Below are 12,904 nucleotides of genomic sequence, written 5' to 3'. Positions count from 1 at the left end.
CCCCCGCCCGCCGTCTTGCGGCAGATCGAGCAGTAGCAGCGCAGGTACGGAACCGGCGCGTAGGCGTCCACCGAGAAACGCACCGCGCCGCAGTGGCAGGACCCGTCGAGCTTCATCCGTCCTCTCCTCCGATCCTCGGGCGCCCGGCGGTGGCGCCGCCCCCGTCCAACCCTCCCGGTCCGGGAAAGTTTCCGGAGGACGCGGCGATCGCGCGCCACCACCGGGGCCATCGCCCCCCCCGGCGCTCTACATCAGCGGCAGGCCCTCCTTGAGCGCGGCTTTGACGTCCGCGCCCCGGTTTTCGGCGCCCCGGACCTCGGCCAACCGCAGCCAGTCGAGGAAATCGCCGTGCCGCTCGACATGGGCGGCCAGACCCAGCGTGTGTTCGCGCGCCAGGCGCTCCGCCAGGTCGCCGTCGCGCCGCTCCAGCGCCCGGATGATGTCGCGGTGCTCGTGCATCGACTGTTCGGCCCGGTTGTCCTGGCGGATCGACAGCTTGCGGATGGCCCGCATGTGGATGAACAGGTTGTCGGTCAGCGTCTCCAGGATGCGCGCCCGGCTGAGGCGGATGATCGCCTTGTGGAACTCGATGTTGGCGTCGGAATATTCCTGGATGTTGTCGGAGGGGGCCTGCTCCTCGAAGCTGCGGAAGATGTCCCACAGCGTGCCGATGTCCTCCTCGGTGGCGCGTTCGGCGGCGAGGCGGGTCGCCATGCTTTCCAGCGCCGCCCAGGCGATGATCATCTCGATGATCTCGGTCTTGGTCTTGCGGACGATGTAGATCCCCCGCCGCGGCTCCAGCCGGACCAGCCCCTCCTGCTCCAGCAGGGTCAGGGCCTCGCGGATCGGGGTCCGGCTGACGCCCAGCAGGCCGCTGAGCTGGCGTTCGTCCAGCCGGACGTCGCCGGGATGGTCGTAGATGTCCATCTGGATGATGGCCTGCTTCAATCGTCGATAAACCTGGTTGCGGAAGGTGGCGCCGGAATCCAGGGGCTGGACGGTCAGTTCGGGTGGCGGCATCGGGCTGCTCCTTCGATGGGGCGGATGGCCGGGGGTCACCCGACGAAGCGGTTCCGGTTGAGATGCTCCTCCACGCGCTTCACCCCGCTCACGCCGCTCGCCGCGGTGTGCAGGGCGCGGCGCTGCTCCTCGCTGTCGACCATGCCCCAGAGCTGCACGACCCCGTCGTTGACGACGATGTTGATCCGATCGAGGTCCACCCAGGACTGCCCCTCCAACGACTCCAGCAGGGCGGCGCGGATCGCCTCGTCGCCGGACGCGCCGAAGCCGGCGGCGCCGCGCCGGTTGCGGAGCAGCCCGTGCAGCAGGTTGGCGCGGCTGATGATGCCGACCGGGCGCCCGTCGACCAGGACGGGGGCGCGCTTGATCCGCTTGTCCTCCATCAGGTCCGCGATCTCGGCGATTTCCGCGTCGGGCGCGACGGCGTGGACCGGGCGCGACATGACGTCGCGCGCGCAGCGCCCATGGGTCTTCAGGAAGTCGGCGGCCTGCACGTTGCGGCCCACCAGCATCTCCAGCCAGCGGGCGCGCGGACGGTCGGTCCCCGTCTCGACCCGGCGCAGCAGGTCCCCCTCGCTGATGATTCCGACCGCGCGGCCGTCCTGGTCCACCACCGGCAAGCCACTGATCCGATGGGTCAAAAGCAGTTCCGCGATGTCCGGCACGGGGGTGTCCAGCGCCACCGTGATGACCGGCGATGTCATGACGTCCTTCGCTTGCATCTCGACGTTCCTCCCTGAACTGGCGGTGCGGAGCCTGTGTCCGGCTCCTGCTGCGTGTCTGGTATACGAAATGCTACGTTTCTTATCCCTTGCTCCCCAACGGACTTTGCGCCATCTCTGCTGCAACGCAGCATGAGTGTGGTCAGAGTCCGGAGTTCCCGATGTTGGAGAGTCTTGCCATCGTGTTCGCCCTGGCCGGGTTGGCCGCCGTGGTGACGGAGATTTTGCGGAACGATCCGGGCCTCATCTCCGAGATCACCAGCGACGTGCGCGCTATGGCCCTGCCGGGCCGGTTCCGGGCGGTGCGGGGCAACCGCTGCCGCGAGCCCCGTCGCCCGTCCTCCTTCTGACGGCTTCTCAGGCCGGATCGGTCTCCACCACGGCGCGGCGGCGGTTGATGCTGCGGGCCATCAGGTAACCGGCGGTCATCACCCCCAGCGCCGCGACGAAGGGCGCCGTCCCGGTCAGCACCGGCAGGCTTTCCGTCACGTGGGAATGGATGCTCGGGTCGGTGAGGATGACCTCCGCCGCGATGTAGCCGAGCAGCCCGGCGCCGGCATAGACCAGGGCCGGCAGCCGTTCGATGGCCTTCAGGATCAGGGTGCTGCCGAAGACGATCAGCGGAATGCTGATGGCCAGCCCGAGGATCAGCAGGACCGTGTTGCCGTGCGAGGCGGCGGCGATGGCGATGACGTTGTCCAGGCTCATCACCGCGTCGGCGATCACGATGGTGCGGACCACCCCCCACAGCCCGGCGGAGGTGCCGGCATGCTCCGCCTGCTCCTCCTCCTCGGTGGGCAGCATCAGCTTGACGGCGATCCAGAACAGCAGCGCCCCGCCGATGATCTTCAGGTACGGGATGGCCAGCAGATAGGCGATGATGACGGCGAACAGCACGCGCAGCACGATGGCCGCCCCGGTGCCGAGGAAGACGCCGATCTTCTGTTGTTTCGGCGGCAGCGAGCGGCAGGCCAGCGCGATGACGAGCGCGTTGTCGCCGCTCAGCAGGATGTCGATCCAGATGATCTGGAGCAGAGCGATCATGAAATCGGACGTGTCCATCGTCCCGAACCCCCCGATGTGAGAAGAATTCCCCCCGCCGGTCGTCCCGTCCCGGAGGCCGGCGGGGGAGTGGGTGGAACTGGTTCACCGGGATGACTTACTTGACCGGGATGACCTCGGTCCCGCCGTCCTGCCGGGACTGCCGCTTGCGCAGCAGGGCGGAGATCACCGGCCAGAACAGCATGACCAGCGCCAGGGTGACGATGCTGCCGACCAGCGGGTTGGACCAGAAGATCGCCAGATCGCCCTGCGACACCAGCATGGCCTGCCGGAAGGAGCTTTCCGCCATGTCGCCCAGCACCAGCGCCAGAACCAGCGGGGCCAGCGGGTAGGACAGCTTCTTGAAGACGTAGCCGACGACGCCGAACACCAGCATCATGACGATGTCGAGGAAGGCGTTGTGCACCGTGTAGGCGCCGACCGCGCAGATCACCACGATGACGGGTGCTATGATGCTGAAGGGGATGCGCAGGATCGAGGCGAAGACGGGAACCGTGGTCAGCACGACGATCAGCCCGGCGATGTTGCCCAGATACATGCTGGCGATCAGGCCCCAGACGAACTCCTTCTGCTCGACGAACAGCAGCGGGCCGGGCTGAAGCCCCCAGATCAGCAGGCCGCCCAGCAGCACCGCCGCGGTGGGCGAGCCGGGGATGCCCAGAGTCAGCATGGGCAGCAGCGCGCTGGTGCCGGCCGCGTGGGCCGCGGTTTCCGGGGCGACCACGCCCTCCACCTCGCCGTTGCCGAAATTCTGGCGGTTCTTCGAGAAGCGCTTGGCGAGGCCGTAGCTCATGAAGGAGGCGGGGGTGGCGCCGCCGGGCGTGATGCCCATCCAGCAGCCGACGATGGAGCCGCGGATGGCGGTCACCCAGTAGCGGGGCAGGCTCTTCCAGGTCTCCCACACGACCTTGGCGTTGATCTTGGCACTCTTGCCCTTGAAGGCCAGCCCCTCCTCCATGGTCAGGAGGATTTCGCCGATGCCGAACAGGCCGATGACCGCGATCAGGAAGTCGAAGCCGCGCAGCAGCTCCACCGAGCCGAAGGTCATGCGCAGCTCGCCGGTCACGCTGTCGAGCCCGACCGCGGCCAGCGCGAAGCCCAGCATCATGGCGGACAGCACCTTGAAGGGGGATTCGCTGCCCATGCCGACGAAACTGCAGAAGGTCAATAGCTGGACCGCGAAGAACTCCGCCGGGCCGAAGCGCAGGGCGAAGCCGGCGATCACCGGGGCCAGGAAGGTGATGAGCAGGACCGCCACGAACGCCCCGAAGAAGGACGAGGTGAAGGCCGCCGTCAGCGCCTCGCCCGCGTGGCCCTTCTGCGCCATGGGGTGGCCGTCGAAGGTGGTCGCCACCGACCATGGCTCGCCCGGTATGTTGAACAGGACCGAGGTGATGGCCCCGCCGAACAACGCCCCCCAATAGATGCAGGAGAGCATGATGATGGCGGAGGTCGGCGACATGCTGAAGGTCAGGGGCAGCAGGATCGCCACCCCGTTCGCCCCGCCCAGACCCGGCAGCACGCCGATCAGGACGCCCAGCGTGATGCCGATGAACATGTAGGCGATGTTCATGGGATCGGCGAGCACGCCGAACCCGTGTATGAGTGACCCGAGCGCTTCCAAGTTTCCCTCCCTTTCCGGCATCCGCGCCCGTTCCGCTTGGAAAGGTCGCGTCTTGAGCGCGCAGAGCGGGGTTCGTCCCCGCCGCATGGGCTGGTTCGTCGCGGATGCCTGCCGCTGCTTCGGTGTGCGCGGCCGTTCCCGCGGCCGCCCCGGCTTTCAAAAAACTGGACTGGTAAGAACTGGCTTCGTCAGAACCCGAACATCGTCTCCACCGGTCCCTTGGGAAGCGGAACCAGGAACCAGATCTCGAACATCACGAAGAGGCCCGCGGGCACGAGGATGGCGACGGGCAGGATCGTCTTGAGCGGATACTTGCCGACCCAATGCATGAAGAAGGCGATGAACAGCACCGCCGACAGATAGATGCCCAGGAAGGCGGTCAGGGCCACGAAGACGGCGCTGGGGACCAGCACCTGGAGAACCAGGGCGAGCTGGTGCTTCTCGACGAAGGCGGTGCGTTCGCCGCTGTGGCGCCGGAGATTGACGACCAGCGTGGCCAGACTGCTGACCAGCATGATCAGCCCGACATAGAAGGGGAAGTAACCGGCCTTCGGCCCGTCGGACCCCCAGCCGTTGCCGACGCGGATGCTGTCGGCCATCACCACGAGGGCGACGAGGGCGAACAGCCCGGCGACGACGATTTCCATGGTCCGGTTCGAGACGACCGGATCACTGTTCTGCGTTCCATGCTCCATGGCTCACTCCCACGAGAAACCCGAAGGGCGGGGGAGGGCGCCCGGGGCGCGATGCCCCGGGGGCCGCGCGTCGGACGAGAGGGGCTATTGCTTGGTGAAGCCCGCCTTGTCCATCAGCGTCTTGTGCTGGGTTTCCGCCGCGGTCAGCCAGGTCTTGAACTCGTCGCCGGTCTTGAAGCTGACGTTGAACGCCCCCTTCGCCATGAAGTCCTTCCATTCCTCCGTCTCGCGGACCTTCTTGAACAGGTCCACGTAATAGGCGATCTGGTCCGGCGTGACGCCCGGCCCCATGAAGATGCCGCGCAGCATGGTGTATTCCACGTCCAGCCCGGATTCCTTGCAGGTCGGGATGCTGTTCCACGACTTGTTGTCGGCCACCGGCTCCTTCAGCGGGATGCGTTCGCTGTCGAAGACGCACAGCGGCCGCAGCGCGCCGGCGCGCCATTGCGACACCGCCTCGATCGGGTTGTTGACGCTGGCGTTGATGTGGTTGCCGACGAGCTGCGCCGCCACGTCGCCGCCGCCCTTGTAGGGGACGTAGGTGAAGGTGACGCCCGCCGTCTGCTCGATGGCGGCGGTGATGATCTGGTCCTCCTGCTTGGACCCGGTTCCGCCCATCTTGAAGCGGTTGGCGCCGCCTTCCTTCGCGGCCTCGACGAACTCCTTGGGCGATTTCTGCGGGGCCTCGCTGTTCACCCACAGGACGAAGTTGTCCAGCGCCAGCATGGCCACCGGGGTCATGTCCTTCCAGGAGAAGGGCACGCCGGTCGCCAACGGCGTGGTGAACAGGTTGGACAGCGTGATGATGATCTTGTGCGGGTTGCGGTTCGACGATTTGACGTCGAGGAAGCCTTCCGCACCGGCGCCGCCCGACTTGTTGATGACGACGATGGGCTGGCCCATCAGGTTGTTCTTCTGAATGATGCCCTGGATCATCCGCGCCATCTGGTCGGCGCCGCCGCCGGTTCCCGCCGGGACGACGAATTCGACCGACTTGGTCGGTTCCCAGGCGGCCTGGGCCGCGGCCGGGATCAGCAGAAGGCCGAGCGCGCCGGCCAGGGCCGTTCCGCCGGCGAGCGTTCTTCTGCAGGGTCTTTTAAAAGCGAAGGAGTCAAAAGGGGTCTTCCGCGCGCAGCGCGGGCGCTGTACGTCCTTCATGCCTCATTCCTTCCCTTTATGGGTGGCCGGGCTTCCGTCGGCACGGCTCATCATTTTTGGATTGTCTGGCGAGACGGATTGTTTGTTATGCAAACTGTCCGTGTGGCGTATGGTATGTGGCATCCCAGCTTTCTTCAACAGGAATGTCACAAGACGACCGGGCCCAATCATTGGGTGCGGCGCAGGAATCCGCCGGGGATCGGCGGCTAAATTCTTGTACTTCGCAGAAAATTCAAGAAATTACCGAAAGAGTTAGCCCTTTTGCTCTAGCACTTAAATTCAGGGAACTACCCCTTTCGTTAGGTGACTTCCTGTGACGGATTTGGCGCATTTCAAAAACTAATTATCCTAAAATCGAACCATTTAAGGCCACACGGAGCTGGCTAGGCTCCGGTCCTGTCGAAAACGATTGAGCACACAGCAAGCGGGACGGCGCGATCCGCGCACATTCCCGCCCACCGCCACAAACGTGGCGCTGTAAAAAAGGAAAGAGTGAAAGATCATGGAACATATGGCCATTGAGCTTGATCATCAGAACCACGCCGACACGACCGGTTTTGTCAGCGATTCTGGTGCCGATCCGTTTCAGGCTGTTGTCGACAGCATCACCCCGGTGACCGCCGACAGCGCCGCGACGCCGGACTCAATTCTCCATCTCCAGGCACTCCAGACCACCGCGCAGCCTCTGGCGCTGGCCGACGCCACGGCGCTGGCCGCCACCGCCAAGATCGTCGTCAACGCCGCCGGCACGGCCGCGGGCGGCGTCTCGCCCCATTTCAAGCTGCTGGTGGACGGCGCCGTGGTCGGCGAAGGCACCGCGGGCAGCGACGCCAAGGATTTCTCCTTCGACGCCAGCGTGGCCGCCGATCAGGCGCACAAGGTTCAGATCCAGTACGACAACGACGGCGCCGTCGATGGGCAGGACCGCAACCTGACGGTCAACGCCATCACCATCAACGGCCACAAGGTCGCCCCGACCGATCCGTCCGTCACCTATGACAAGGGCGCGCTGGACGGCCAGGACGTCGTGCCGGGTCAGGCCAACATGTGGTGGAACGGCACGCTGGCCGTCGCCGCGCCGAAGGAGTTCTTCGCGACGACCGCCGCGGCGGCCCCGGCCGCCCCCACGGCGCCGACCTCCGGCACGTCGGACTACCCGTCCACCCCGGCCTCGCAGATCTACTACGTCGATGCGACCAACGGCAGCGACAGCAACTCAGGCCATGACGCGAACCAGGCCTGGAAGTCGCTGGACAAGGTGAACTCGACCAACTTCGCCGCCGGCTCGCTGGTCCTGTTCGAGCGTGGCGAGACCTGGCACGACAGCCTGCTGGCCTCCACCTCCGGCACCTCCGACAAGCCGATCGTCTACGGCGCCTACGGCACCGGCGCCAACCCGGTGATCGAGGCGGCCAGCGGCTCCAGCTACGCCGTCAGCCTGAACAACAAGGACAACATCACCTTCGACAGCCTGACCATGAAGGGTTCGGGCGACGCCGGCCTGCTGCTCAACGGCGGCGCCGACAACGTGAAGGTCACCAACTCGCAGATCATCGACAACCACGGCTCGGGCGTCGTCATCAGCGGCACCTCGCACGGGCTGCGGATCGACCATTCCACCATCGACGGCAACGGCGCCTACGGCATCGTGCATTACTCCGCCGACAACGCCGACCAGTACTTCACCAACAACACCATCAGCGACAACGGCTGGCGGACCGACGGCGTGTATTCGGGCTGGAACGGCCGCATCCTGAGCGGCGAGATCGCCGACAACACGATCTTCAACAACGGCGCCGGCGGCGGCGACGGCCGGTCGCACGGGCTGTACCACGACCACAGCCAGGCCAACAGCACGCTGAAGATCCACGGCAACACGATCTACGACAACCCGCGCGGCGCCGGCATCCTCGCCAAGTCGAGCACCGAGATCTACGACAACACGATCTACGGCAACGCCAACGTCGGCATCTCGGTTGGCCAGAACCAGGGCACCAGCGTCACCTACAAGATCCACGGCAACGAGATCTTCAACAACAACGGCGGCATCATGGAGCACCTGAAGGGCGCCGGGTCGATCACGCTCGACGTGCACGACAACATCTTCAACAACAACAACGGCCGTTCCGCGGTGTCGATCGCCGACAGCATCAGCCAGAACGTCGTCAACAACACCATCTCCTCGGTCTCCAAGGCCAGCCCGACCGCGTAAGGACGGGTTCCCTCTCCATCCATTCGGTGACGACCGCGCCCGGCCATTCCTTGGCCGGGCGTCGGTGCGTGCGCATGCCGGCGTCTTCCATTATGGATTAAATTCCTATATGCTTTCCGCGGACGCCCCACCCGCCCGCGGAGCAACACCATGCCGCTCGACAGCCGCACCCTCGCCGACGACCATTTCCCCTGCTGGGCGGAGGAGCCGCCGGTGCCCGCCCAAGGCGCGCTGGTTCCCGGATCGCAGTTCCACGAGGAGCAATGGATCATGGCCGCCGGGATGCTGGCGCGCGGCAGCAGCTTCCTCCACGTCGCCCGCGCCATGGGCTGCAGCCGCACCACGTTGTGGCGGGCCTATTACGGATCGAAGGATTTCCGTCACAGGGTGTGGTGGGAACGTCAGGCGCTGAACCGCGAGGCCGAACTGCGGCTGTCCTCGCTGCGCATCCTGGTGGCCGAGCAGATCGAACGGCTGGTGTCCGCCGGCGATCCCTCCACCGTGCGCTGGCTGGCCGACCGACTCGGCCTGCTGTCCGGCGCCGGCTCCCAGCCGGCGGTCCGGGCCGTGCCCCAGATCGCCGGTCCCCAACTCACCACCCCGCCGCCGCGGCCGGACGATTCGCCCGCCGTCACCGTCCCCGAACTCGACGACGACCGGCCCGGCGCCCTGCGCGAACGCAGCCCGCCCGATCCGCGGGCCGTCGCCGCCATCCTCGCCCGGCCGGAGGCGGCGGGTCCGAAGGGCGTCTATCCCTGGACCGCCAACGGTGACGAATCCTTCCCCGACCTCGACGCCGGGCCGGAGAGCCGGCGCGGCGCCGGCGCCTTCCCCCGCCGCCGGTAGGGTGGGCCGGATGGAACATCGGCCGGGGCGTGTTTCACGCCGTTCCATCCGCCGGGCAGCCGCACGATCCGCATCCATTCGCACGTCCGCGGCCGGCAGGGTTTGTTCGGCTTCGGCCCCATGCAAGGGAACCGGCCTTCTCGCCGTTTTGCAAACCTTTGGTTTAGGCTTCAATCGGGCGGCGATATCTTTCCGTGCAGACTACCCTGAACCGGCCTATGTATGCATGAGCCCAATAAAGGCAAGAATCTATTGGAAAAATAGGGATTTTTACGAGTGTGTGCCAAAGTTTTAGTCCAGTAACGTGTTTTTGGACCATTTTATATACTGATAATTAGGTCTTGATGGTGCATTGATCCATATAAGACCGGTGTTCGTGCCGGCTGTGTGGCGTGAGGGCCGAAAGACCGTGGCGAATCCAACCTTCACTATGATCGGCACAGACAGTTTCGGCCTCTCCGACATCGGAAGCGAGGCCGCACCGGTGCTGGCTGACCTCGATGGTGACGGCGATCTCGATCTCCTGGTCGGCAACGTGGACGGCAACACGGTCTTCTTCCGAAACACCGGAACGACGCTGTCGCCGACCTTCACGCTGGACAGCACCAATCCCTTCGGCATCACCAACGTCAGCGCGGGCGGCGCGCTTCCCGGCCTCGCGGACATCGACGGCGACGGCGATCTCGACCTGTTCATCGGCAACCACGCCGGCACCACCCTGTTCTTCCGCAACAACGGGACCTCGCCGCAGGCGCCGACCTTCTCGCTGGAAGGCACCGGCCTGTTCGGCATCCAGAACGCCGGCAGCTACGGGGCGCCGAGCTTCGCCGATCTGGACGGCGACGACGATCTCGACCTGCTGATCGGCAATGCGAACGGGAAGACCCTCCTTTACCGCAACAACGGCTCGACGCAGGCGCCGACCTTCTCGCTGGAAGCGACCAATCCCTTCGGCCTGCCCGGCGACCTGGACGGCTACGCGTCGCCCGCTCTGGCGGACATCAACGGCGACGGCCTCGTCGACCTCATCACCAAGAGCACCGTCTACGTCAACGTCGGCACGGCGGCGGCGCCGACCTTTTCACTGCTCGCCACGAATCCCTATGGGAATCCCGGACCCGGGGCGTACCCGCGGCCGGCCCTGGGCGATCTCGACGGCGACGGCGACCGCGATCTGGTGATCGGCGTCGACGGCGGCGACCTGGAGTATTTCCGCAACGTCTCCCCGGTGTCCGTGACCCTCGGCGATGGCGGCAACACGATCGCGCTGTCGCAGATCAACACGCTGACCGGCGGCACCGGCACCGACGTGGTCTCGCTGGCCGGCATCGGGGCGACCTTCCTGGTCACCGGAGTCGAGACGCTGACCGGGAGCACCGCCACCGATGCGGTGACGCTGGGCAGCGGCGGCAACACGCTGCTGGTGAGCCGGATCGAGACGCTGACCGGCGGCGCCGGCACCGACATGGTGACGCTGGGCAGCGGCGGCAACACGGTGTTGGTGACCGGCGTCGAGACGCTGACCGGCGGCGCCGGCACCGACGTGGTGACGCTGGGCAGCAGCGGCAACACACTGCTGGTGGACGGCGTCGAGACGCTGACCGGCGGGGTCGGCACCGACGTGGTGACGCTGGGGAACAGTGCGGGCAACACGCTGACGGTGTTGCGGCTGGAGACGCTGACCGGCGGCGCCGGCACCGACGTGGTGACGTTCGCCAGCGGCGGCAACACGCTGCTGGCGGAGGGCATCGAAACGCTGACCGGCGCGGTCGGCGTCGATTCGGTGACGCTGGCCAGCAGCGGCAACACGCTGACGGTCCGGTTGCTGGAGAGCCTCATCGGCGGCTCAGGGACCGACATTGTGACGCTGGGCACCGGCGGCAACACGCTGACGGTCCGGTTGCTGGAGAGCCTCATCGGCGGCTCCGGGACCGACATCGTGACGCTGGGCACCGGCGGCAACACGGTGTGGGTGACCGGCGTCGAATCGCTGGTGGGCGGTTCCGGTGCCGACGTGGTGCGGTTGGGCAGCGACGGCAACACGCTGACGGTCCGGTTCATGGAGACGCTGTTCGGCGGCTCCGGCACCGACATCGTGACGTTTGGCACCGGCGGCAACACGGTGTGGGTGACCGGCGTCGAATCGCTGGTGGGCGGCAGCGGCGCCGACATGGGGCGGTTGGACAGCGACGGCAACACGCTGACGGTCCGGCTCATGGAGACGCTGATCGGCGGTTCCGGCACCGACGTGCTGACGCTCGGCACCGGTGGAAACACAGTAAGGGTGAGCGGCATCGAGACGGTGACCGGCGGTTCCGGTACCGACGTGGTGACGCTGCTCACCGGTGGGAACACGTTGACGGTGTCCCTTCTGGAATCGTTGATCGGCGCCGTCGGCACCGACGTTGTGACGCTGCACAGCGCCGGCAACACCATTCTCGTGTCCGCTCTGGAAACGTTGATTGGCGGTTCCGGCACCGACGTGGTGACGATCAGCGCCAGCGGCATGACCGCTCTGGTGAGCGGCATTGAGACGTTGAGCGGCAACACTGGCGTGGAGATCGTGACGCTCGGCGACAGTGCGGGCAACACGATGACGGTGTCGCGGCTGGAAACGTTGATTGGCGGTTCCGGCACCGACGTGGTGACGTTTGGCGGGACCTTCGGCAGCACCACATTGGTGACCGGCGTCGAGACGCTGACCGGCGGAAGCGCGATCGACTTCGTGACCCTGGGCAGCGGCGGCAACACCATCGAGGTGTCGCGGATCGAGACGCTGTTGGGCGGTTCCGGCAACGACGTCGTGACGCTGGGCAGCGGCGGCAACACGCTGCTGGTCCGGCTGCTGGAGACGCTGACCGGCGGTTCCGGCACCGACGTGCTGACGCTCGGCACCGGCAGCAACGTGATGACGGTGAACGGCGTCGAGACGATCAACGGCGGCTCCGGCCTCGATATCGTGACGCTCGGCGACAGCGCGGGCAACACGCTCACGGTGTGGCGATTGGAAACGCTGATCGGCACGTCCGGCACCGACGTGGTGACGCTGGGCAGCGCCGGCGTCACGCTGCTGGTGGACGGGGTCGAGACGGTGACCGGCGGCATCGGCACCGACCTCGTGGAACTGGGCAGCGGCGGCAACACGCTGCTGGTGAGCGGCATCGAAACGCTGGCTGGTGGTATCGGAATCGACGTGGTGACGCTGGGCAGCGGCGGCAACACGCTGCTGATGAGCGGCGTGGAAACGCTGACGGGCGGTATTGGCACGGACGTGGTCACGTTGGGCAACGACGGCAACACTCTGGCGGCGACGCTGCTAGAGACGCTGATCGGCGGAACCGGTACGGACGTGGTGACCTTCTCCCCGCCCGGCAACCAGGGAACACTCTTCGTTTCCGGTGTTGAGACCGTCTACACGCCGTTCCAAACGCTAACGCTCAACGGCACCGACACACTGATCGTGCTGTCGGCCAGCCCGTCCACCCCGGCGCTCAGCCCGACGTCGGACAGCGGGGTGTCCGGCGACGCGGTGACGAATGTATCGCAGCCCACGCTTATGGGGACC

The 12,904-nt window shown here is 66.3% G+C and carries 11 protein-coding genes; 4 read left to right on the top strand and 7 right to left on the bottom strand.

Annotated features, from left to right (window positions below; genetic code table 11):
• From GBZ26_RS31070 to GBZ26_RS19300, 3 genes are all read right to left on the bottom strand, one after another.
• On the bottom strand, positions 1–116 hold a 116-nt coding region (locus tag GBZ26_RS31070), incomplete at its 3' end, for a GFA family protein (protein WP_486598848.1).
• A gap of 130 nt (positions 117–246) precedes the next feature.
• Positions 247–1,020 carry a GntR family transcriptional regulator gene (locus GBZ26_RS19305; protein WP_174440238.1) on the bottom strand — a complete coding sequence of 258 codons (774 nt, stop codon included), beginning with the start codon at positions 1,018–1,020 and terminating at the stop codon, positions 247–249.
• Positions 1,021–1,055: 35 nt separating this feature from the next.
• Positions 1,056–1,742, bottom strand: coding sequence for a CBS domain-containing protein (locus tag GBZ26_RS19300; protein WP_174440237.1), 687 nt, complete (start codon positions 1,740–1,742; stop codon positions 1,056–1,058).
• Positions 1,743–1,903: 161 nt separating this feature from the next.
• On the opposite strand from GBZ26_RS19300, the gene GBZ26_RS19295 reads away from it, so the two are divergent.
• On the top strand, positions 1,904–2,092 hold the full coding sequence (locus GBZ26_RS19295) for a hypothetical protein (protein WP_174440236.1): 189 nt from the start codon (positions 1,904–1,906) through the stop codon (positions 2,090–2,092).
• 7 nt (positions 2,093–2,099) lie between these two features.
• On the opposite strand, the gene GBZ26_RS19290 is transcribed toward GBZ26_RS19295, so the two are convergent.
• From GBZ26_RS19290 to GBZ26_RS19275, 4 genes are all read right to left on the bottom strand, one after another.
• Positions 2,100–2,804: a TerC family protein gene (locus tag GBZ26_RS19290; protein ID WP_174440235.1), complete on the bottom strand. Its 705-nt coding sequence runs from the start codon at positions 2,802–2,804 to the stop codon at positions 2,100–2,102.
• A 97-nt stretch (positions 2,805–2,901) separates the two neighbouring features.
• Complete coding sequence (locus GBZ26_RS19285; RefSeq protein ID WP_174440234.1) at positions 2,902–4,428, bottom strand: tripartite tricarboxylate transporter permease; 1,527 nt, start codon at positions 4,426–4,428, stop codon at positions 2,902–2,904.
• A 188-nt stretch (positions 4,429–4,616) separates the two neighbouring features.
• Positions 4,617–5,123 (bottom strand): tripartite tricarboxylate transporter TctB family protein, encoded by a 507-nt coding sequence (locus GBZ26_RS19280; RefSeq protein ID WP_174440233.1) that lies wholly within the window; start codon positions 5,121–5,123, stop codon positions 4,617–4,619.
• A gap of 84 nt (positions 5,124–5,207) precedes the next feature.
• Entirely contained in the window at positions 5,208–6,281 is a 1,074-nt protein-coding gene (locus GBZ26_RS19275; protein ID WP_174440232.1) for a Bug family tripartite tricarboxylate transporter substrate binding protein, read from the bottom strand.
• A 502-nt stretch (positions 6,282–6,783) separates the two neighbouring features.
• Between GBZ26_RS19275 and GBZ26_RS19270 the strand changes: the two genes are divergently transcribed.
• The 3 genes from GBZ26_RS19270 to GBZ26_RS19260 all read left to right on the top strand — a co-directional run.
• A complete protein-coding gene (locus tag GBZ26_RS19270; RefSeq protein WP_174440231.1) occupies positions 6,784–8,493 on the top strand; it encodes a right-handed parallel beta-helix repeat-containing protein in 1,710 nt (569 codons plus the stop codon).
• 150 nt (positions 8,494–8,643) lie between these two features.
• Positions 8,644–9,339, top strand: a complete 696-nt coding sequence (locus GBZ26_RS19265) for a hypothetical protein (RefSeq protein ID WP_174440230.1) — start codon at positions 8,644–8,646, stop codon at positions 9,337–9,339.
• Positions 9,340–9,769: 430 nt separating this feature from the next.
• Positions 9,770–12,904 (top strand): beta strand repeat-containing protein (locus tag GBZ26_RS19260; protein WP_174440229.1); only part of this gene is annotated, 3,135 nt, incomplete at its 3' end.

Origin of the sequence: Azospirillum formosense, from assembly GCF_013340925.1 — a bacterium.
GTDB lineage: Bacteria > Pseudomonadota > Alphaproteobacteria > Azospirillales > Azospirillaceae > Azospirillum > Azospirillum formosense.
Note: the sequence above shows the minus strand (reverse complement) of the source record. Positions and strands in the feature narration are given on the sequence as shown.